This window comes from Pseudomonas sp. PDM21, from assembly GCF_014852505.2.
Lineage (GTDB): Bacteria > Pseudomonadota > Gammaproteobacteria > Pseudomonadales > Pseudomonadaceae > Pseudomonas.
Map to the genome: position 1 here is coordinate 3,516,239 of NZ_CM181223.1, position 21,734 is coordinate 3,537,972.

Genomic DNA, 21,734 nt, shown 5'->3' on the forward strand with positions numbered 1-21,734 from the left:
ACAATCGGTCGTTCGGACTAGCCGCAGGACTAGCCCTGACCCGGCGCCGCCACGAGAGTCGCGGCGCCGGGCTGTTTCAGGCAGCGCGGATCAGCGGATACCGGCGTTGCGCAGTGCCGCGGGAGTGAAGTCGTTCATCGCGGCGCTGACGCCAAACTGCGCGCCCTTTCGGGCTTCGTTGACCAGCCCCATGGCGATGTAGCGCCCGGCGATCAGGTCGTTCAGCGACTGTACCGCGTACACCGAGATGCCCTGCTCGTAGTCGTTCACCTGGAAGCCCTCGCCCACACGCCAGAGCTGGCCGCGGCCGTCGTACTGGTCGGTGGCGACGATGGACCAGGTGTCCTCGTCCACGTACATCCGGCGGGTGCCGTAGATGTGCCGCTCGCCCGGTTTCAGCGTGGCCTCCACCACCCACACGCGGTGCAATTCGTAGCGCGCGTGGTCGGGGTTGATGTGCCCGGCCTTGAGGATGTCGTCGTACTTGAGCTGCGTGGACCACAGGCGGTAGTTGTTGTACGGGACGTACATCTCTTTCTTGCCCACCAGCTTCCACTGGTAGCGGTCCGGCGCGCCGTTGTACATGTCCAGGTCATCGGCGGTGCGCAGGCCGTCGGCAGCGGTGCCTGGGCCGTCGTAGGCCACTTGCGGGGCGCGGCGCACGCGGCGCTGGCCGGCGTTGTAGATCCACGCCAGGCGCGGTTCTTTCACCTGGTCGATGGTCTCGTGGACCAGCAGTACGTTGCCCGCCAGGCGCGAGGGCGCGGTCACCTGCTGCTTGTAGTAGAACAGCACGTTCTCGCTCTGCTTGCTGTCGGCACCGCCGGCCAGCGTCTGCGGGTAGGCGATGTCCTCGACCATGCTCACCGTGTTGTAAGAACCGTTGGTCTGCGGCGTGGCTTGCACGGTCTCACGGTGCTGGTTGCTGCCGCGGTAGCGGGTCATGTGGTTCCAGATCACCTGCACGCCGTTCTGCGGAATCGGGAAGGCATAGTAGTGCGAGCTGAAGTTGGCCAGGCCGTTGCCGTCGTTGGCTTCCTGGGTGGTCACCGCGCTCTGCTTCACTGCGTCGTACACCGCCTGCGGGCTCGCGGCGGTACGGCGGGTGGTGAAGACCGGCATTTTGTAGCTGTCCGGGTAGCGCTTGAACATCGCCAGCTGGCCGGCGGTGAGCTTGTCCTTGTACTGGTCGGCGTTGGCCGCAGTGATCACGAACAGTGGCTTGTCAGTGGGGAACGGATCGCCGAGGAAGCCGTTCTCAACCTTCGCCGCGCCGGGCTTGAGGCCGCCGGTCCAGGCCGGGATGCTGCCGTCGGCGTTGCCTTCCTTCTGCGCGCCCATGGGAGTCAGCGCGCTGCCGAGCTTGTCCGCTTCCTGCGCGGAGACGGCGGCCTGCACCGAGCACGCCAGGAGGCTGAGGCCGAGGATGGCGCCCTTGATCATTGTCTTTGCTTGCATGTGCTGTTCACCTGCTCAGAAGTTCACGCCGACGCTGACCGACATGTAGTCGCGGTCGGTCAGGGTGTTGTAATCGCCGCCGAAGTAGTTGGTGTAACTCAGGCTCATCGTGTAGGTGTTCTGGTAGTCGGCATCCACGCCCAGGCTGATGGCTTTGGCGCCTTCCTCGAAGCTCGGGCCGGTGCCATTGATGTCCTGCGACCAGGCCATGTTCGGCTTGAAGTTGATGCCGGCGATGACGTTCGGGTAGTCGAGGATGCCGCGCACGCGGTAGCCCCAGGAACTGGTGGTGTAGAAGCCCTTGTTGTTGCACTCCTGCTGCGGGTTGCTGGCCGTGGCGGTGCCGGCGGCGGTGCCGACGCACACCGACTGGTCGAGCAGCTCGCCGGCGCCGAAGGTCGGGCTACGGCCGAAGCGCAGGTCGCCCACCGAGTTGCCGATGCCGCTGATATGGTCGTAACCCACCTCGCCCACCAGAGTCAGGCGTTCGGAGCCCAGCACCTGGTCGAAGAACTGCGTGGCGCTGACCTGCACCTGGGTGAATGGCAGGCGCTTGTAGCCTTCGATCGACGCGCCCGGTGCGTTGACCGCCTGGCCGTCGACGAACACTGGCGAAACCGCCGTGGCTACGCCATTGACCAGGCCGACCTGGTTGACCGCCGCGAGGTTCAGGTCGGCGGTGTTGATCTGCATCGGCATGTTCGGCCGGAAGCTGACCTCGCCGTTGAGCGCCACGCCCGCCAGGTTGGTCTGGAAGCTCAGGCCGTACAGGCGGATGTCTTCGGGGTAGTCGACGAAGTAGCTGGCGCCGCGCACACGGCTGGCGGTGGTCAGCGCGTTGGAGGCACCGGCAAAGGTCGTGCGGGTGAAGCTCAGGAACGGGTTGCGGCTGTGATAGTTCATCACGTACGCGCCCAGTTCGGTGTCGTTGAAGTCCGGCAGGAACCAGCGCATGGCCAGGCCGAACTGCCCGGAGTCGCCCGGCTCGTGGTCGTCGGTGCGCGGGATGTAGGCGTTGGCGCGATTGCCCGCCACATCCAGGATGCTCCCGGCGTTGGCACGCGGATCATTGGGCGCGAAGTCCGGACCGGCGATCACCAGGCGGTCGTCGCAGCCCTTGGCCACGGCGTCCACGGCGAAGAAGGTGCCGCAATTCTCGGTGACCGTCTTGTCCCACTTGATCTGGTAGAAGGCCTCGGCAGTGACGTTCTCGGAAAGGCCCTGGGAGAAGTACAGCAGCTGGATCGGCACCAGCGCTTCCTTCACCTCGGCGCCGGGGCGGCGCAGCGCCGAGACGTCCACCGGGTTGATGGAGTTGATCGAGTTTGGGATGAAGGTACTCTCGCCCCAGCTCACCACCTGTTTGCCGAAGCGCACGTTGCCCGGCAGATCGCCCAGCTGGTAGTTGTGATAGAGAAAGGCGTCGAGGAACTCACCGCCCGAGGCCTTGGCCGACTGGTCGCGGCCATGGTCGTCGATGTTGTAGTAGCGCAGGTCCTCGTCCTTGAGCTTGAAGTCGTACCAGTACTTGCCGCGCAGGAAGGCGCCGGAGTCGCCGTACTTGAGTTCGAGGTCGTGGGTGCCCTTGAAGATCTTCGAGAACACGTCGCCCTTGCTGAAGTTCAGGCGACCGTCATCGGCGGTGCGCGAGGCGGCCTTGCCCTTGGCGCCGACTACGTTGTAGTTGGAGATGAATTTCGGGTCCGGGTTGCTCAGGGCCCAGCTCATGCCCAGGGATGCCGACGAATCCAGCTGCCCCTCGATCTCCCCGATATTGAAATTCACGGCGTGAGCGCACGGCGCGCTCGCCAGGGCGATGGCCAGGGCCAGCGCCTGCGGTCGAAAGTGTCCGCGCATTGTTATTGTTGGCATGCGGTACTCCAGGTGGTCCAGGTGTTGGAGTGCGCATGCTGGCAGTGCCCGCAGCCGGCAAAAACCGCCCGATCAGGTGATTTTCGCCCTCACCCGTGCAGGTGATTCCGGCTTTTCTTCGCGGAATCCGGCAGCGGCCCCGCGAACCTTTCCCAGGATCGGGCCGCCCCCGCGATACCCCACGTAACACCCCTGGGCATCGCCCGCTCACGACAATCCGGCGAACCACCCCAACGGGTGATTTGCACCCCACCCCTTGCCGCGTTCAATGGCGCCCTGTGTCCGGCCTCCTGCGCCAGGCCTGCAAACCACAACAACAAGCATCACGGAGAACCGTGCTATGACCCGCAAACGCAGCTGGCTGCCGCGGCTCGCCCTGGCCGTCGGCCTGCTGGCAGGAGCCGGCGCCCAGGCGGCCGACAAACCGAACATCCTGGTGATCTTCGGCGACGACATCGGCCAGACCAACATCAGTGCCTATTCCCAGGGCGTGGTCGGCTACCGCACGCCGAACATCGACCGTATCGCCAAGGAAGGCATGCTGTTCACCGACTACTACGCGGAGAACAGCTGCACCGCCGGGCGCTCGACCTTCATCACCGGCCAGGCCTCGCTGCGCACCGGGCTGACCAAGGTCGGCGTGCCGGGCTCGCCGGTCGGCCTGCAGGACCGCGATATCACCCTGGCCCAGGCGCTCAAGGGCCAGGGCTACGCCACCGGCCAGTTCGGCAAGAACCACCTGGGCGACCGCGATGAATACCTGCCGACCAAGCATGGTTTCGACGAATTCTTCGGCAACCTCTACCACCTCAACGCCGAGGAAGAGCCCGAGCGTCCTTACTGGCCCAAGGACCCGAGCAACCCCTTCGTCCAGCACTTCTCCCCGCGCGGGGTGATCCACTCCTACGCCGACGGCAAGATCGAGGACACCGGCGCGCTGACCAAAAAACGCATGGAGACCATCGACGACGAGACCACCCAGGCGGCGATCAACTTCATCGACAAACAGGCCAAGGCCGACAAGCCGTTCTTCGTCTGGATGAACACCACGCGCATGCACCTCTATACCCACGTGCGCGATTCGATGAAGGGCCAGAGCGGCATGCCCGGCAACGAGTACGCCGACGGCATGCTCGAGCACGACGGCGACGTCGGCAAACTGCTCAAGACCCTGGATGACCTGAAACTCACCGAAAACACCATCGTCATCTACACCACCGACAACGGGCCGAACCGCTTCACCTGGCCGGACGCCGCCACCTCGCCATTCCGCAACGAGAAGAACTCCAACTACGAGGGCGCCTTCCGCGTGCCGGCGATGGTCCGCTGGCCGGGGCACATCCAGGCGGGACAGGTCTCCAACGGGATGTTCTCCGGGCTGGACTGGTTCCCCACCCTGCTCTCCGCCGTCGGCGTGCCCGACGCCAAGGACAAACTGCTCAAGGGCTGGGCGCCGGTTGCCGGCGGCACCAGCTACAAGGTCCACCTGGACGGCTTCGACCAGCTCGCCTTCCTGACCGGCAAGAGCCCGAAGAGCGCGCGCAGCGAGTTCTATTACTTCAACGACGACGGCCAACTGGTGGCCATGCGCTTCGGCGACTGGAAGGCGGTGTTCTGCGAGCAGCGCAAGCCCGGCGGCTTCGAGGTGTGGAGCGAGCCCTTCGTCTGCCTGCGGATTCCCAAACTGTTCAACCTGCGCATGGACCCGTACGAGACCGCCGACATCGTCTCCGACCAGTACAGCGACTGGCTGGTGAAGAACGCCTACCTGCTGGGCATCGCCACCATGAAATCCGCGCAGTTCCTGCAGACCTTCGTCGACTGGCCGCCGAGCCAGCGCCCGGCCAGCTTCACCATCGACCAGGTGCAGCAGGCCGTGTACCAGAAGATCGCCGAGAAGGCCAGGCAGCAACAGGCCGCCGCCAAGCCCTGAGCCACCACCACACCCCTCCGTTACGAGGGGTGTGGTGCTTCACCGCGCGCTGTACAACCGCAGGCGTGATCGCACGGAGCTCCCTCTTGGACATTCGCACTCCGCTCCTGGACCTGGAGCGCAACCTCTGCCGCGTCGTGCTGGGCCAGGAAACGGTGATCCGGCAACTGCTCATCGCCCTGCTCGCCGACGGCCACCTGCTGCTGGAGAGCCTTCCGGGGCTGGCCAAGACGCGCACGGTCAAGGCCCTGGCGCAACACCTGCACGGCAGGATGAGCCGCATCCAGTTCACTCCCGACCTGCTGCCCTCGGACATCACCGGCGCGGAAACCCTCCACGCCCACGGCGGGCATGCCGAAATCCAGTTCCAGCCGGGCCCGCTGTTCGGCAACCTGATCCTCGCCGACGAAATCAACCGCGCGCCGGCCAAGGTCCAGGCGGCACTGCTCGAAGCCATGGAAGAACGCCAGATCACCTGCGCCGGCCGCAGCTACCCGCTGCCCGAGCTGTACCTGGTGCTCGCCACGCAGAACCCGATCGAACAGGAAGGCACCTACCCGCTGCCCGAAGCGCAGCTGGACCGTTTCCTGATGAAACTCAAGCTCGACTACCCGGCGCCCGAGCACGAGGAAACCATGCTGCGCCTGCTGCGGGCCGAAGGTTGCGGCGGTGCTCGTGCCCGCGAAGCCGTGGAGCCGCTGGACGCGGAGATTCTATTGGCGGCACGGGAGCAGGTCGCCGCCATCGAAGTGGCGCCGAGCATCGACCGTTACCTGGTGGACCTGATGCGCGCCAGTCGCCGCCCCGCCGATTACGACGCGCAACTGGCGCGCTGGATCGAGGTTGGCTGCAGCCCGCGCGGCGCCATCAGCCTGGACCGCGCCGGACGCGCCCACGCCTGGCTGGAAGGCCGCGACCACGTCCTGCCCGACGACATCCACGCGGTGCTGCTGCCCGTCCTGCGCCATCGCCTGTTGCTCAGCTACGAGGCGCTGGCCGAGGGCATTGATACCGACGCCGTGCTCTGCCGGCTGCGCGACCATGTCGCCATTCCCGCCTGAGCGCCGCGCCGACGGTCTGGCCTACGCCGACCTTGGCCGCCTGCTGGCCCTGGAAATGCCCGCGCGGCGACTGGGCGCACGGATCACCCGCCTTGCCGCCGTCAGCCTGCTCGGCCAACACGCTTCGACCCTGCGCGGGCGCGGACTGGACTTCCAGGAGTTGCGCCATTACCGCCCCGGCGACGACCTGCGGCGTCTCGACAGCCGCGCCAGCCTGCGCCACGGCACGCCGCTGGTACGCAGCTTCAGCGAGGAGCGCGAGCGCCCCGCGTTGATCTGGGTCGACCAGCGCATGGACATGTTCTTCGGCTCGCGGCGCTACCTGAAATCCACCCTCGCCGTGGAACTGGGCGCACTGCTGGCCTGGAGCGCGCTGCACGGCGGCGACCGCGTCGGCGGGCTGGTGTTCGGTGATCGCCATGAAGAGCGTCTGCGCCCCACCCGCAACCCGGCCGGCATTCGCGCCTTCTGCGCGGCGATGCTGCGGCACAACCACGCACTGTCTGCCGATAGCGCCCCGGCGAACGGCGCGCGGCTGAACTCGTTGCTGGAAACGCTGCTCAGTGGCCCGGAGCGTGGCGGGCAGCTGTATCTGATCAGCGACTTCTCGGGCTGCGATGAGCACACCCGTGACCTGCTGCAGCAACTGCGTCGGCGCCACCGGATTCTCGCTTTGCAGGTACAGGACCCGCTCGCCCTTCAACTGCACGGCGACACGCCGCTGAGCCTCAGCGATGGCCATGGCTGGCTGGACCTCGACCTGCGCCGCAAGGCCGTGCGCCATCCCATGCAGGACTACCTCCGTGGTCGCCTGGACAGCGTGGCGGAACACCTGCGCCTGGCCCAGGTACCGCTGCTGCGCCTGAGCACCGCCGAAGCGCCGCTGGACCAGTTGCGCCGCGAACTGCTGCGCCCCGGAGTCCTGGCATGAGCAGCGTGACGCCGGACCTGCGGCAATTGCAGGAATTGCCACTGCCGCCGCTGCCTTCCTACTGGCCGCCGGCCTGGGGCTGGTGGGTACTGCTGATGGTCCTGATCGTCGTGGCGGCGTTGCTCGGCCTGCAGCGCTACCGACGTTGGCGCGGCCAGCAGTACCGGCGTGAAGCCCTGGCACAACTTGACCTTCTGACGCAGCGAGCCCCGGAACAGCGGCGCGAGCTGGCCGCTCTGCTCAAGCGCTGCGCGCTGTCGATCCCCGAACTGCGCAATCGCCACGGGGAACTCGCCACGCTGAACGGCCCGGCCTGGCAGGCCTTCCTGCAACGGCACTGCCCGTGGCCGCTGGCTTCCGATCTCGCGGAACGCCTGGCGCAGCTCGCCTACGCCCCGTCTGCGCAACTGCAGCACTGGCCGCAAGCGGACTGGGACACCCTCTTCGCCCAGGTGCGCCTCTGGCTGGAGGCTCACCGTGTGGCAGCTTGATTACCCCTGGGTGCTGGCCCTGTGGCCGCTGGGCCTGCTGGCGATCTGGCTGCTGCCCGAGCAGCGCGTGGCGCGCACGGCATTGCGCGTGCCGTTCTTCAGCGAACTGCGCCGCGTGCATCACGCACCCTTGGGCAAGGCTGCCGCACGCTGGCAGGGCTGGCTGAGCCCGCTCAACTGGTGCCTGTTGCTGCTCGCCCTCGCCCGTCCCGCCTTTTATGAACCGCCGCGGATGCTGATCGAGCCGGCGCGCGACCTGGTGCTGGTCATCGACCTGTCGCAATCCATGGCCACCCGCGACTATCGCGACACCCAGGGCCACCAGCTGGACCGGCTCGCGGCGGTGAAACAGGTGCTGCACGACTTCATTGCCCGGCGCACCGGCGACCGTCTCGCCCTGCTGGTGTTCGGCAGCGGCGCCTACGTGCAGGCCCCGCTGACTCTCGATCACAAGACCCTGTTGCGCCTGCTGGACGACAGCGCCATCGGCATGGCCGGGCCGGACACCGCCATCGGCGATGCCATCGGCCTGAGCCTGCGCGTGCTGGACGGGCCGGCGCTGCGTGCACAGCAGATCGTGCTGCTCACCGACGGCAGCGACAACGCCAGTGCCGTTCCTCCGGAGCGCGCGGTGGAACTGGCAGTGCAGCGCGGCGTAGTGCTACAGGCCATCGCCATCGGCGACAGTCGCGGGCTGGGTGCGGAGAAAGTCGACAGCGAGCGCCTGCAAGCCCTGGCCGAGACCACTGGCGGACGCTTCTTCCGTGCCGAAGACAGCCGGGCGCTGGCCGACGTCTACGCCGAACTGGACCGCAGCGCTCCGCACCCACAGCCACGGCTGGGCCCCCGCCCGCGCCATGAAGGCTACTACTGGCCGCTGGGCCTGGCCCTGCTGCTGACCTGCTGCGGCCATCTGCTGGCCGCCGGCGCCTTGCGCCTGCCCAGCCTGCGGAGAGCCTGAATGCCATTCCATCGACCGCTCTGGCTGCTGCTGATCGTCGTGGCGCTCCTGCTGCTGCAGCTCTGGCGCCGTCACCAGAACCTCGGCCAACGGCTGGCCGAACGTATCGCCCCGCACCTGCTGCAACACCTGTTGCTCGATCAGCCCGGCGCTTGCCGGCTCAGCCCCGCACACCTGCTGACGCTGTTCCTCTGCCTCGGCGCAGTGGCAGTTGCCGGCCCAGTCTGGCCGGGGCACGCCACTGACTCCGCCGATGATCGCGGCCTGCTGATCCTCGCCGTCGAGCTGTCGCCCAGCATGGATGCGCCGGACCTGCGCCCCACCCGCCTCGAAGCCGCCAAGCGCAAGCTGCGCGATCTGCTCAGGGATCGCCAGGGCGCGCCCACCGCGCTGATCGCCTATGCCGGCAGCGCACACCTGGTACTGCCGCCCACCGACGACCCCGGCCTGCTGGAAAGCTACGTCCAGGCGCTGTCCACCGCCCTGATCGAAACACCCGGCAGCGACCTGCGTGGCGTCCAGCGGCTGGCCGCGAGCCTTTCGGAGGAAGCCGGCACGCCCGCCAGCCTGGTGCTGTTCGCCGACCATGCTGACCCGCGCGAACTCAACGATCTGCAGCGCCACGCCAGCGATGCGCTGCAATGGCTGCTGGTGGATTGCAGCGCGGCCCCCTCAGGCCGCTCCGCCTCCCTGACCGAGCTGGCCAGCGCCCTGGATGCCGGCCTGCGCGCACTGAGCCCGGACGACAGCGACGTGCGCTGGATCGGCCGGCAAGCCGTGCGGCACTTCCAGGCCCGCCAGCAGGCCACGGACGGTTCACGGGAGGTGGGCTACTGGCTGTGCTGGGCACTGCTCCCGGTGGTGCTGCTCAGCCTGCGCCGTGGTTGTCGGGTCCACTGGCTGGGTGCTGCGCTGCTGGCCCTGGGCGTTGTCCTGCCAAGCCCGCCCGCCATGGCCGCCAGCTGGCTGGACGCCTTCGCCAGTCCGGACCAGCAAGGCCGCTGGGCCCTCCAGCATGGGCACCCGGCACTGGCCGCCGAGCGCTTCGACGATCCCTACTGGAAGGCACTGGCGAGCTATCAGGCGGCGGACTACGCCGGCGCCCTCGCGCTGTTCTTCCGTCTCGACACCGCCGAGGCACAGTTCTATGCGGGCAACTGTCAGGCGCGGCAATACCGACTCACCGAGGCCATCAAAGCCTATCGCCGGGCCCTGGCCTTGAAGACCGACTTCCCCGAAGCCCGCGCCAACCTTGCGCTGGTGGAAGCGCTGGAAAAGGACCGCGAAGACGCCGCGCAAAACGCACCCAAGCAACGCGGCGACGATGAAGTCATCGACGACTCGGCGGACAAGGGCCGCGGCATTGCCCAGCCCTGGGGCCAACGACCGGCCGACGAGCACTGGCTGGACAGCCTGCAGACCTCGCCCGCCGCCTTCCTGCGCAACAAGTTCCGCGCGCAGGGCAGCCACATCGGGGAGGACAGGCCTTGAAGCGGGTCCTGCAGTTGCTGCTGATGCTGCTCGCCACTGCCGCGTATGCAGACGGGCCACAATTGCGCGTCGAAGCACAGCTCCTCCCCGATTCCAAGGCAAGTCTTGGCGCGACGCTGACGCTGCAACTCGACGTACTGACGGACACCTGGTTCACCGCCGCGCCGCAGCTCCCTGCCCTGCAACTGCCAGGCACCCGCGTGGCCGAGCCAGCCGGCTCCCCTGTGCACCTGACGGTGGAACGTGACGGGCAGACCTTCTTTGGCCTGCGTTACCAGTACCGGATCACGCCCCGTCAGGCGCAGCGTTTCGAGATTCCCGCGCTCCGGGTCAACGTGCAGGTCGGGCAAGCCACGGCCACGCTTCACGCCAACAGCCGGCCGTTGAGCTTCGAGGTATCTCCCGCACCGGACGACGGCGCCCGCCTGGTCGCCGACTCGGTGCAACTGCAGCAGGTTCTGCGACCGCCCGTGGCTGCATTTCAGGTGGGCGACAGCCTGGAACGCCGCGTCGAGCTGCGAGTAAAGGGCGCGCCGATGGAGCTGTTGCCTCCCGCCGAATTCGCCGCCGTGGAAGGCACCCGCCAGTACCTGAACCCCGTCCGACTGCAGGAGCTCGACGACGGACGCAGCCACAGCGATGGCGCGCTGCGTGTCGACAGCGTCGCCTATCAGCTCGAACGCGCGGGACGCGTCGAGTTGCCGCCGCTGGAGCTGCGCTGGCGGCAAGCCAGCAGCGGCGAACTGCACGTGGAGCACCTGCCGGGCCTGGCGTTGGAGGTGGCTGCAGCACCGCCTTCGGTGAACCCCGGGGCGTGGCGCGATCGACTGGGGGTGTGGATCGAGCGGCACGCGCTGGCCGCCTTGCTGCTGATTGCCGGCCTGGCGCTGGGCTGGCATTGGCTGACCGTGCCCGCCGCTGCAGCCCTGCAATGGCTGCAGCGACTCGTCAGCCGGCTGCGCCAGCGCTACCGGCATTCTGAACATCGGGCCTGGCGTCGGCTGCACCGGCAACTGCAGCAGCGGCCTGCGCGGCTGGATGGTCTCTACCTCTGGCTGCACCAGCAGCAGGTGCACTCGGCGGAGCTGCAACGGACCCTGCGCCTGCTGTACGGCGGCACACCCGATGCCGAACGGGGTCTGCGCGTGCTGCGTGGATTGCTGCCAAAACTGCGCCGTCAACGTGGCGAGCGGCAACGCCGTCCGCCCGCGTTGCAACAGCTCAATCCCTAGCCTTCCGCCGCCAGCAGCTCCACCGCCACGTCGCGAAACTGCCGCACCACGCGGCTTTCGTTGTCCGGGTTGTAGACCAGAGCGAGTGCCACGGTGCGTTCCTGGTGCGGGGTTTCCAGATCGAGGAAGCACACCGGCGCCGATGAGTTGCGCGCATGCAGCGCCGGCACCAGCGCCACGCCCAGCCCGCACGCCACCAGGCTGATGGCCGCCTGCACCTGGGTGGTGGAATGCACCAGTTGCGGCACGAACCCCGCCGCCTGGCAAAGCTGTAACAACACGTAGTGAAGACCTTCGGTGTGCGGGTAATCGATGAGCGGCTGGTCGGCGACTTCCGCCAGGTGCACGCGGCTGCGCCCGCTCAGTGCCAGCGGGCTGTCCTGCGGGACGACCAGCATCATCGGCTCCCACACCAGCGGGATCAGCTTCAACGCCGTCTGCTGCGGCAGCGGGAAACGCACCAGCCCCACATCGGCGCCGCCGTTCTCCACCAGCTCCAGCACGCCGCTGGAAGGCAGCTCTCGCAGCTCCAGGGCGATCCCCGGATAGCGCCGGCGGAACTCCGGAATCAGTTGAGGGATCAGCGAAAGCGTCGCCGAGCCGACCGAGCCCAGCGTCAATTGCCCGCGTTCCCCGGCGCCGGCCTCAAGCGCGTAGCGCCGCGCTTGCTGCAAGTGCAGCAATGCCTTGCGCAGCTCCGGCAGGACCGCCTCGCCGGCTTCGGTGAGGGCCACCTGGCGCGTGGTGCGCTCGAACAGCGGCAGGCCGATCTCCTCCTCCAGCTTGCGGATCGACACCGATAGCGGCGGCTGGGACATGTGCAGGCGCTCGGCGGCCTCGCGGAAGTTCAGGGTCTCGGCCAGGGCGAGGAACTGATGAATCTGGCGCAGCTCCATACTGATATTCCATGCGTATCAATCGTTCTCCAAATAATATTGGATGAGTACGAGCCCTGCCCATAGCCTGACCCCACTCGACGACAACAATCCCAACAGGAGAGTGGTGCATGGCGCACAACGAAATCGCCCTCGGGCAAGGCTACTACTGGCAGCAGATCGAAGCCGGTCAGCGTTTCCGCACCTTCCGCCGGACCGTCACCGAGGCCGACCTGATCGGCTTCGTCGGCGTCACCGGGCAGGCCGAAGTCATTTTCATCGACAGCACCTTCAACGGCGCCATCCAGGGTCGCCCGGTGCCGGCGGCGCTGAGCTACAGCCTGATCGAAGGCATCCTCATGCAGACCATGCTGCAAGGCACCGGCCTGGCCCTGCTGGAACTGCACAAGAGCGTGAAAGGCCCGGTGGTCGTGGGTGACACCCTGGAAGCCGTGGTGGAGATCGAGGACGTCCGCCCGACCTCGAAGAACAACCGCGCCGTGGTCACCTCCCGCGTCTTCGTGCTCAACCAGCGCGAGGAAACGGTGATGGAGTACCAGGTCAAGCGCCTGCTCGCCGGCCGCCCCGAGCGGAGTGAAGGCTGATGCTCGAAGCCCTCGATTTCCGCGCGCTACCGGCGCGGCACGAGGCCTTGCGCGAGGAGCTGCGCAGCTTCCTCGCCGAGCGCCTGCGGGACTATCCCACCGACCTGCGGGCGCGCAGCTGGCAAGGCTTCGACGCCGACTTCAGCCGTGCCCTGGCCGAGCGCGGCTGGGTCGGGCTGACCCTGCCGCGCGAGTATGGCGGCGCCGGCCTCGACCCACTGGCGCGCTTCGTGGTGGTGGAAGAACTGCTCTGCGCTGGCGCGCCGGTGGCCGCGCACTGGATCGCCGACCGCCAGAGCGGCCCGCTGCTGCTGCGCTTTGGCAGCGAGCAGCAGAAGCGCCAGCACTTGCCGGCGATCTGCCGTGGCGAGCAGTTCTTTTGCATCGGCATGAGCGAACCGAACTCCGGCTCGGACCTGGCCAGCGTTCGCACCCGCGCTGAGGCCAATGCCGACGGCTGGCTGCTCAACGGGCAAAAGATCTGGACCACCTACGCCCAGCACAGCCATTACATGATCGCCCTGGTGCGCACCTCCGGCAGCGCCCAGGACCGCCATCGCGGGCTGTCGCAGGTGCTGGTCGATCTGTCCCTGCCCGGCGTGAGCATCCGCCCGATTCGCGACCTCACTGGCGCCGAGCACTTCTGCGAAGTGTTCTTCGACAACGTGCAGCTGCCGGCCGAGGCGCTGGTCGGTGAGGAAGGCGATGGCTGGAAACAGGTAACCGCCGAGCTGGCTTTCGAGCGCAGCGGGCCGGAGCGCATCTACTCCAGCATTGCCCTGCTCGATGCCTGGCTGGACTGGCTGCGCAGCCACCCGCAGGCGGGCCAGGAACGTCTCTTGGGCCAACTTCTGAGCGAGCTGATGGTGCTGCGTGCGCTGTCGGTCAGCCTCGCCGCGCAACTGGCGGACGGCCGCAGCCCCGTGGTGGAAGCGGCACTGGTGAAAGACCTGGGCACCAGCTTCGAACAATCCATCCCGACCTTGCTCGGCGACCTGCTGGGCGCGGTGCAGGGCGCCGCCGTCCCGCACCTGCTGCAACGCACCCTGGCCTACCTGGAACGCATGGCCCCGGTGTTCTCCCTGCGCGGCGGCACCCGCGAAATCCTCCGCGGCGTGATCGCCCGCGGCCTCGGCTTGCGATAGGAAACCCCATGAGCCTCGACAACCTCATTCTCGACGCCTTCGGCCAGTGGCTCGAAGGCGAAGTCAGCGCCGAGCGCGTGCGCCGCATCGACCTGGGCGAATCTGCCGACGGCCTGTGGCGCTCGCTGGCCGAACACGGCTTCGCCGACCTGCTGCTGCCCGAGGAACTCGGCGGCGCGGCGGCCAGTGCCGAAACCGCCTGCCACCTGCTGTTCGCCGCTGGCGGCGCGGCCCTGCCGCTGCCGTTGGCCAGCACCTGGTGGGCGCGCCTGGCGCTGGCCGAAGCTGGCCTCGCGCTGCCCGAAGGGCCCATCGCCCTGGCCAATGGCGAACGCGATGGTCAAGGCCTGCGCTGCCATGCGGTGCCGTTTGCCGCGCAATCCTGCTGGGTACTGGCGACGCTGCCGGAAGACGCCTGGCTATTGCCGGTGGATGGCGCGCAACGGCGGGCGGATGGTGTCCACGCCAGCAGCACCGAGGAACTGCATTGGCAGAGCCTGCCGGAAAGCGCCCAGCGCCTGCCGCCGGACCATGAATGGCGCGCACTTGGCGCGGCCTTCAGCGCAGCGCTGATCGCCGGCGCTGCCGAGCGGGTGCTGCAACTGACCCTGGACTACGCCACTACCCGCCAGCAGTTCGGCAAGCCGGTCGGCGGCTTCCAGGCCATCCAGCAACAGATCAGCGTGCTCGCCGAGGAAGTCTTCGCCGCGCGCATGGCGGCGCAACTGGCGCTGCGCGGGGCGACCTGGCCGCAGGGCATCCCGGCCGCCGTGGCCAAGGCGCGCTGCAGCAGCGCGGCGGTGCGCATCTGCACCATCGCCCATGCCGTCTTTGGCGCCATCGGCGTCACCGAGGAATGCGATCTGCAGCTCTACACCCGCCGCCTGTATGCCTGGCGCGCGGACTTCGGCAGCGAGGCGCACTGGCAGCCGCTGATCGGCCGCGCAGCCCTGCGGGAGAGCGGCGACAGCCTGGCCTTCCTGCGTCGCCACCTGCCCGCAGCCTGAGCCGTACCCCTCAGAACCGTGCTTCTCAAAACCGTGCTTCTCAAAACAATGACAATGGAGAACACCGATGGCCCACCTTCTCAGCCAACCGCATCGCTCCGCTTCAATGGGCGCGGCTGCCCGCGCCCGGCCCATCGCCTGGCGCACCATCATCGCCGGCAGCGTCGGCAACACCGTGGAGTGGTTCGACTGGACGGTCTACACCGCCTTCGCGCTCTACTTCAGCCACCAGTTCTTCCCCTCGGACAACGAGACCACCGCCCTGCTCGCCTCCTTCGCGGTGTTCGCCATTGGCTTCGCCATGCGCCCGCTGGGCGGCTGGCTGATCGGCATTTTCAATGACCGCGCCGGGCGCAAGGCGGCGCTCAACCTGACCATCCTGATGATGGCGCTGCCCTCGCTGCTGATCAGCCTGATGCCGACTTACGCCACCATCGGCATCGCCGCACCCGTGCTGATGGTATTGGCGCGCATGGTCCAGGGGCTTTCGGTAGGCGGCGAGTACGGTGCCGCCGCGACCTTCCTCGCCGAATCGGCGCCGGCCAGCCAGCGTGGCCTGTACTCGGGTTTCTTCTTCGCCAGCATTGCCCTCGGCCTGCTGTTCGCCTCGGGCCTGGCCTGGGCGCTGAGCCAATGGCTGAGCCGTGAACAGCTGATTGACTTCGGCTGGCGCATTCCGTTCTTCATCGGCGGCCTGGGCAGCCTCGCCGGCTTCTGGATTCGCCATGGTGTCGACGAGACCGCAGCCTTCCGCAAGGGCCAGGAACAGCGTCGCGGCCAGCGCATCGAGCAGCCGCTGCGCACCCTCTGGCGCGAGCATCCGGAAGCCGTGAGACGCCTGGTCGGCATCAGCCTGCTGGGGGCCTTCGCCTTCTACCTGTTCGTCAGCTACCTGCCGGTGCACGCCATCCGCAGCCTCGGCGTGGAGCCGGGTACTGCCTATGCCGCCAGCAGCCTGGCGCTGGTGGTGTTCATGATTTCCCAGCCGCTGTTCGGCTGGCTGTCCGACCGCATCGGCCGTCGCCCGCAACTGATCGTCTTCGCCCTGGGCTACGCCGCCCTGCTCTACCCGGTGGTGCGCTCCATGGAGGCCTCGTTCGCCTCGATCCTCGCCGTCGAACTGTTCGGCCTGCTGCTCTACGGGCTGTATTCGGCCATCGCCCCGGCGATCAAGTCGGAGCTGTTCAGCACCGATATCCGCGCCCTGGGCATCGGCCTGCCATACAACCTGGTGGTGGCGATCTTCGGCGGCACCACGCCCTACCTGATGACCTGGTTGCAGAGCCGCGGCCAGGAGCAGTGGTTCCTGGTCTACGTCTCGGTCATGGCGGTGATCACCCTGGTGGCCTTCGTGCGCATGCCCGAAACCTGTGGCAAAGACCTGCACTGAAGCCCCGCAGCGAACTGGAGAGAAGCATGAGCAACACTCAACAGCACGGCCCGCTCTCGAGCCTGCGCGTCCTCGACCTGTCGCGGGTTCTTGCCGGGCCCTGGGCCACGCAGATACTCGGTGACCTGGGCGCGGACGTGATCAAGGTGGAACGCCCCAGCCGGCGCGACGACACCCGCACCTGGGGCCCGCCCTTCCTGGAAGACAGCAGCCCCACCTGGGACGCCGCCTACTACTTCTGCGCCAACCGCAACAAGCGCGCCATCGCCGTGGACTTCGGTCACCCCGACGGCGCCGCCCTGCTGCGGCGCCTGGCCGCCTCAGCGGATGTGCTGGTGGAGAACTACAAGGTCGGCACCCTGGCACGCTACGGCCTGGATTACGTCGCGCTCAAGGCACTGAACCCGAAGCTGATCTACTGCTCGGTCACCGGTTTCGGCCAGACCGGCCCCTACGCCGGGCGCGGTGGCTACGACTTCCTGGTGCAGGGCATGAGCGGGCTGATGAGCATCACCGGGCGCCGCGACGACGAACCCGGCGCCGGGCCGCTGAAGGTCGGTCTGCCGGTGAGCGACCTGTTCTGCGGCCTGTACGCGACCATCTCGATCCTCGCTGCGCTGAACCATCGCCACGCCAGCGGCGAAGGCCAGCACATCGATTGCGCGCTGCTCGACAGCCAGCTGTCGCTGATGGCCAACCAGGCGATGAACCATCTGGTCAGCGGGCAGGTGCCGCAGCGCCTGGGCAACGCCCACCCCAACGTGGTGCCGTATCGCGACTTCGCCTGCAACGACGACTACATCCTCGTTGCCTGCGGCTCCGACGGGCAGTTCCAGGCGCTGTGCCGCCTGCTCGGCCGCGAAGACCTGGGTGGCGACCCGCGCTTCACCCGCAACCCTGGCCGCAGCCAGCACCGCCGCGAACTGGAAGTGGAACTGGCAAAAAGCATCTCCGGCTGGCATGCCGCCGACCTCCTGGCTGCCATGGAAAAGGCCGGCGTGCCCGGCGGCCCGATCAACAACCTGCAGCAGGCCCTCGCCGACCCGCAGGTGCAGGCCCGCGGTCTGTTGCAGACCCTGACCCGGCAGGACGGCACCGAAGTCACCCTGCTCGGCTACCCGGCACGCTTCTCCGCCTCGCCGCCCACCTACCGCCTGGCGCCGCCGATGTTCGCCCAGGACACCGCGCAGGTACTGGCCGAGCAACTGGGGCTGGCCACCGAGCAACTGGCGGAACTGGCCGGCAAGGGCGCGATCGCCCTAGCCCAACCACTGGCCGAGCCCGTCTCGCAGGTGGGCTGAGCCGCCGGCTTTGCATTCCCTCGCCTCGATCAATATGATGCATATATGTTTTGTTATGCTTCATATCGAATTGTGTCAGAGAGAGGCGAGAGAATCATGGGCATCATCAACCTGGACGACGACCTGCACGACCAGCTGCGCCGCGCCAGCTCCGTGGCCTGCCGGTCGATCAACGCCCAGGCGGCGTTCTGGATCAAGATCGGCATGCTCTGCGAGCTGGAACCGACCCTGAGCTTCAACGAGATCATCACCCGCGAACTGCAGGAAGCCGGGGTCAAATACTCCGCCGCGGGAGGCGCCAAGTGACCAAGACTCCCGCGGAACTGGCACTGATGGCCGAATCCGGCCGGTTGCTGGCGAAGGTCTTCGGCTTCGTCGACACGCTGGCGCTGGAAGGCATGACGACCCTGGAAGTGAACGACCGGGTCGAGCGCTACATCGTCGATGAACTGCGCGCGCGGCCGGCCAGCAAGGGCCAGTACGGCTTTGCCTACGTGCTCAACTCCTCGCGCAACCAGGTGGTCTGCCATGGCGTGCCGTCCGAGGCGGACCGCCTGCAGGACGGCGACATCGTCAACTTCGACATCACCCTGGAGAAGAACGGCTTCATCGCCGATTCGAGCAAGACCTACCTGATCGGCAATGTCTCCCCCGCTGCCCGGCGTCTGGTGGAGATCACCTACGAGGCGATGTGGAAAGGCATCCGCGCGGTGAAGCCCGGCGCGCGCCTGGGCGACGTCGGCCACGCCATCGAGCGGCACGCCCGGCAGCACGGCTACACCGTGGTCGAGGACTACTGCGGCCACGGCATCGGCCGCGAGATGCACGAGCCGCCGCAGGTACTGCACTTCGGCCGCCCGCGCACCGGGCAGGTGCTGCGCGAAGGCATGACCTTCACTATCGAGCCCATGCTCAACCAGGGCCATTCCGGGGTGAAAACCCTGGCGGACGAATGGACCGTGGTCACCCTCGACGGCAAGCTCTCCGCGCAGTTCGAGCACACCGTGGCGGTGACCGCCACCGGCTTCGAAGTCCTCACCCTGCGCCCCGAGGAGCGCAACGCCGGCTACTGATGCGCCGCTCAGCCGTCGGTGGAGCGGCTGAGCGCTTCCCAGTGGCTGATCTCGTCCTGCAAGGCCGACAGTTTCTGCCGCACCAGCCCCAGCGCGTCGCTGCCCAGCAACAGATGCCGTGGCGGCAGCGGCGCTTCGATCGCCGCCAGCATCGCTTGCGCGGCTTTCTGCGGGTCGCCCAGCTGCTTGCCGCTCTTTTCCTGCCGCGCCTGGCGCACCGGGTCGAACAGCGCGTCGTAGTCGGCGATGGAGCGCGGGCTGCGCACCATGGAGCGCCCGGCCCAATCGGTGCGGAAGGAACCCGGCGCCACGGCGGTTACCGCGATGCCGAAGCCCTCGACTTCCTTGCCCAGCGCGTCGCTGATCCCCTCCAGGGCGAACTTGCTGCCGCAGTAGTAAGCGATGCCCGGCATCGTGATGTAGCCGCCCATCGAGGTGATGTTGAGGATGTGCCCCCGCCGGCGCTGGCGCATGTAGGGCAGCACGGCCTGGAGCATCGCCACGGCGCCGAAGACGTTCACCTCGAACTGCCGGCGCATCGCCTCCAGCGGCGACTCCTCGAGAATGCCTTCGTGACCGTAACCGGCGCTGTTCACCAGCACGTCCAGCGGGCCGACGCTGGCTTCGACTTCCTCGACCACGCCGGGAATGGCGTCGAAGTCGGTCACGTCGAGCAGGCGGCCGAAGGCCTGGCCGGGCGCCAGTGCTTCCAGTTCGGCGCGGGCCTGCTCGGTGCGCACCGTACCCACCACGCGATGGCCGGCGGCGAGCGCCGCGTGGGCCAGGGCCAGGCCGAAGCCGCTATTGGCGCCGGTGATCAGCAGGGTCTTGGGAGATGACATGGGGTGACTCCATTGCAGGGGGAATGAGTGCACAATACGCAGCCTCATCTCCCTTTCAGAGACCTCAAGCTCTGTCTTTATTGCCTGATTCTATGAATACCGATATCGACGTCCCCAGCAGTGACCAGGCGCGCATGGTCGCCCAGATCGCCGCATTGGCTCCGCAGGAGGGCTACAACCTCACCGCACTGCCAAGCGTGCGACTGCTCCGCTCGAACCGGCCGCTGGCGCGCACTCCGGTGCTCTACGATCCCGGCATCGTGATCGTCTGCCAGGGCTGCAAGCGCGGCTATTTCGGCGATGAAACCTACGTCTACGACGCACAGCACTACCTGGCCGTCGCAGTGCCGGTGCCCTTCACCATGGAAACCGACGCCACACCAGAGCGTCCGCTGCTGGCCATCTACCTGCACCTGGACTTCCAGCTCGCCGCCGAGCTGATGCTGCAGATCGACCAGCACAGCCTCCAGCTGGGCCAGCCACCCGCAGAAACCGCCCCGCGCAGCCTGTTCTCCAGCCCGATGGACCCGGCACTGACACAGTCCGTGCTGCGCTTCCTCGAAGCGCTGGGCGATCCGCTGGAGGCAACCATCCTCGCGCCGGCCCTGCTGCGCGAGCTGTACTTCCGCGTGCTGACCGGCGCACAAGGCAATGCCATGCGCGCGGCGCTGGCCATGCGTGGTCGCTTCGGCAACATTGCCAGGGCCCTGCAGCGCATCCACACGGGCTACGCACAACCCCTCGACCTGCCGCAGTTGGCCAGCGAGGCCGGCATGAGCGTTCCGTCATTCCACAGCCATTTCAAGGTCATTACCCGCACCTCGCCCATGCAGTACCTCAAGTGCACGCGGCTGCACCAGGCGCGGCTGCTGATCGTGCGCCAGGGCATGACGGCGCAGGCGGCGAGCCTGGCCGTCGGCTACGCCAGCGCCTCGCAGTTCAACCGCGAGTTCAAGCGCCTGTTCGGCCGCACGCCACTGGCGGAAGCGCAGCGCATGCGGGAGAACTTCGCGATTCCGCCGGCGCAGGAAGCCTCGGCTTTTGTCTCGTCCCACTGACCATCCACCGCCTTTCAGGCGATTGCTTCATCTGCCAATAATCCGAGCATTAATTGCTTGATAATTCACTTTCAAGCACTCAAACGCCGCTTATCCGCCAGAATATTCACTTAAAATGCAAGCTCCACCAGGAGCCCCGCATGAAACCGCTCGACACCTCCACTCGCCCCGAAAGCACCCCGTCATGACCTGCGCCCTTTCCCTCGAAGCGCTGGCCTACGACCACCAGGATGGCGAGGAGATCCTGCCGCACTGCCACACCCAGGCGCAGCTGATCCACTCGATCTCTGGCGTGATGCTGGTCGGCGCGGCGCAGAAGAACTGGGTGGTGCCGGCCGGCCACGCGCTGTGGGTACCACCGGGCACCGAACACCAGATCCGCATGTTCGGCAGCGTGCGCATGCGCACCCTGTTCATGCCCGCCTCCACCTGGCCCTGGGGCGGCCAGCAGTGCCAGCTGATCGCAGTAACGCCCCTGCTGCGGGAACTGCTCGTGGCCGCCAGTGCCGTACCGGCCGACGCCGGCAACGAGCACCGCCGCCGTTGCCTGCATGAACTGCTGCTGGTGGAGATGGACGCGGCGCAGACGGTCGGCATCCACCTCGCCATGCCGCAGGACCCGCGCCTGCTGCGGCTGTGCAACGCGGTGATTGGCGCACCGGCGGACGAGACCGGCATGGAAGACTGGGCGCAGCAACTGAACATGAGCAGCCGCACCCTCGCCCGCTTGTTCCAGCGCGAACTGGGGATGAACTTCGGCGACTGGCGCACCCGCGTGCGCATGGTCCTCAGCCTGCAGCGCCTGATCGCCGGCGCCTCGGTGCTGGAAGTGGCGCTGGAGCACGGCTACCAGAGCCCGAGTGCGTTCTCGCAGACCTTCAAGCGGGTTCTCGGACAATCGCCCAGCCACTACCAGGCGGTCCGGCGCTGAGCAGCTTGTCATTTTTGCGAGGCTGGTTGTCGGCCGTGCGAGAGAGCCGCACCGGTTGAATCCCTAACCTGCGGGAG

The 21,734-nt window shown here is 67.4% G+C and carries 20 protein-coding genes; 16 read left to right on the top strand and 4 right to left on the bottom strand.

All coding sequences use genetic code 11. The features are described from left to right. Window positions 1–90: 90 nt before the first annotated feature. Both IB275_RS16230 and IB275_RS16235 read right to left on the bottom strand, forming a co-directional pair. The gene (locus tag IB275_RS16230) at window positions 91–1,458 is read right to left on the bottom strand and encodes a DUF1329 domain-containing protein (protein ID WP_192296002.1); all 1,368 of its coding nucleotides are present in this window, start codon (window positions 1,456–1,458) and stop codon (window positions 91–93) included. 15 nt (window positions 1,459–1,473) lie between these two features. After that, on the bottom strand, window positions 1,474–3,330 hold the full coding sequence (locus tag IB275_RS16235; RefSeq protein WP_192296003.1) for a DUF1302 domain-containing protein: 1,857 nt from the start codon (window positions 3,328–3,330) through the stop codon (window positions 1,474–1,476). 340 nt (window positions 3,331–3,670) lie between these two features. Here IB275_RS16235 and IB275_RS16240 point away from each other — a divergent pair, with 340 nt between their 5' ends. The 7 genes from IB275_RS16240 to IB275_RS16270 all read left to right on the top strand — a co-directional run bounded on the left by IB275_RS16240 (window position 3,671) and on the right by IB275_RS16270 (window position 11,430). Then, window positions 3,671–5,263: an arylsulfatase gene (locus IB275_RS16240; protein WP_192296004.1), complete on the top strand. Its 1,593-nt coding sequence runs from the start codon at window positions 3,671–3,673 to the stop codon at window positions 5,261–5,263. 86 nt (window positions 5,264–5,349) lie between these two features. Continuing rightward, entirely contained in the window at window positions 5,350–6,324 is a 975-nt protein-coding gene (locus tag IB275_RS16245; protein ID WP_192296005.1) for an AAA family ATPase, read from the top strand. Beyond that, the gene (locus IB275_RS16250) at window positions 6,305–7,255 is read left to right on the top strand and encodes a DUF58 domain-containing protein (RefSeq protein WP_192296006.1); all 951 of its coding nucleotides are present in this window, start codon (window positions 6,305–6,307) and stop codon (window positions 7,253–7,255) included. Before IB275_RS16245 ends, IB275_RS16250 begins: the two co-directional genes overlap by 20 nt. Further along, window positions 7,252–7,746, top strand: coding sequence for a DUF4381 domain-containing protein (locus tag IB275_RS16255; RefSeq protein WP_192296007.1), 495 nt, complete (start codon window positions 7,252–7,254; stop codon window positions 7,744–7,746). Before IB275_RS16250 ends, IB275_RS16255 begins: the two co-directional genes overlap by 4 nt. Then, entirely contained in the window at window positions 7,733–8,707 is a 975-nt protein-coding gene (locus tag IB275_RS16260) for a VWA domain-containing protein (RefSeq protein WP_192296008.1), read from the top strand. Before IB275_RS16255 ends, IB275_RS16260 begins: the two co-directional genes overlap by 14 nt. Next, window positions 8,708–10,198 carry a VWA domain-containing protein gene (locus IB275_RS16265; RefSeq protein ID WP_192296009.1) on the top strand — a complete coding sequence of 497 codons (1,491 nt, stop codon included), beginning with the start codon at window positions 8,708–8,710 and terminating at the stop codon, window positions 10,196–10,198. Beyond that, on the top strand, window positions 10,195–11,430 hold the full coding sequence (locus IB275_RS16270) for a BatD family protein (protein WP_192296010.1): 1,236 nt from the start codon (window positions 10,195–10,197) through the stop codon (window positions 11,428–11,430). Before IB275_RS16265 ends, IB275_RS16270 begins: the two co-directional genes overlap by 4 nt. Here the strand turns inward: IB275_RS16270 and IB275_RS16275 are convergent. Next, entirely contained in the window at window positions 11,427–12,326 is a 900-nt protein-coding gene (locus tag IB275_RS16275; RefSeq protein WP_192296011.1) for a LysR family transcriptional regulator, read from the bottom strand. The two genes, IB275_RS16270 and IB275_RS16275, sit on opposite strands and share 4 nt — an antisense overlap. Before the next feature lie 110 nt (window positions 12,327–12,436). Between IB275_RS16275 and IB275_RS16280 the strand changes: the two genes are divergently transcribed. The 7 genes from IB275_RS16280 (at window position 12,437) to map (ending at window position 18,826) form a co-directional block, all read left to right on the top strand. Beyond that, a complete protein-coding gene (locus IB275_RS16280; protein WP_192296012.1) occupies window positions 12,437–12,910 on the top strand; it encodes a MaoC family dehydratase in 474 nt (157 codons plus the stop codon). Then, a complete protein-coding gene (locus IB275_RS16285; protein WP_412548207.1) occupies window positions 12,907–14,055 on the top strand; it encodes an acyl-CoA dehydrogenase family protein in 1,149 nt (382 codons plus the stop codon). The genes IB275_RS16280 and IB275_RS16285 overlap by 4 nt, the downstream gene beginning before the upstream one ends. Window positions 14,056–14,063: 8 nt before the next feature. Then, window positions 14,064–15,062, top strand: coding sequence for an acyl-CoA dehydrogenase family protein (locus IB275_RS16290; RefSeq protein WP_192296014.1), 999 nt, complete (start codon window positions 14,064–14,066; stop codon window positions 15,060–15,062). A 67-nt stretch (window positions 15,063–15,129) separates the two neighbouring features. Continuing rightward, window positions 15,130–16,452, top strand: a complete 1,323-nt coding sequence (locus tag IB275_RS16295; RefSeq protein ID WP_192296015.1) for an MFS transporter — start codon at window positions 15,130–15,132, stop codon at window positions 16,450–16,452. Window positions 16,453–16,478: 26 nt separating this feature from the next. Further along, window positions 16,479–17,753: a CaiB/BaiF CoA transferase family protein gene (locus IB275_RS16300; protein ID WP_192296016.1), complete on the top strand. Its 1,275-nt coding sequence runs from the start codon at window positions 16,479–16,481 to the stop codon at window positions 17,751–17,753. 96 nt (window positions 17,754–17,849) lie between these two features. Next, window positions 17,850–18,059 carry a ParD-like family protein gene (locus IB275_RS16305; RefSeq protein ID WP_081520395.1) on the top strand — a complete coding sequence of 70 codons (210 nt, stop codon included), beginning with the start codon at window positions 17,850–17,852 and terminating at the stop codon, window positions 18,057–18,059. A 26-nt stretch (window positions 18,060–18,085) separates the two neighbouring features. Further along, on the top strand, window positions 18,086–18,826 hold the full coding sequence (gene map, locus IB275_RS16310; RefSeq protein ID WP_494514446.1) for a type I methionyl aminopeptidase: 741 nt from the start codon (window positions 18,086–18,088) through the stop codon (window positions 18,824–18,826). An 8-nt stretch (window positions 18,827–18,834) separates the two neighbouring features. Here the strand turns inward: map and IB275_RS16315 are convergent, their stop codons facing one another. Next, on the bottom strand, window positions 18,835–19,668 hold the full coding sequence (locus tag IB275_RS16315) for an oxidoreductase (RefSeq protein ID WP_192296018.1): 834 nt from the start codon (window positions 19,666–19,668) through the stop codon (window positions 18,835–18,837). A 23-nt stretch (window positions 19,669–19,691) separates the two neighbouring features. On the opposite strand from IB275_RS16315, the gene IB275_RS16320 reads away from it, so the two are divergent. Continuing rightward, window positions 19,692–20,726 (top strand): AraC family transcriptional regulator, encoded by a 1,035-nt coding sequence (locus IB275_RS16320; RefSeq protein WP_412548205.1) that lies wholly within the window; start codon window positions 19,692–19,694, stop codon window positions 20,724–20,726. Between the two features lie 184 nt (window positions 20,727–20,910). Further along, window positions 20,911–21,657 (top strand): AraC family transcriptional regulator, encoded by a 747-nt coding sequence (locus IB275_RS16325; RefSeq protein WP_192296020.1) that lies wholly within the window; start codon window positions 20,911–20,913, stop codon window positions 21,655–21,657. Window positions 21,658–21,734 lie beyond the last annotated feature (77 nt).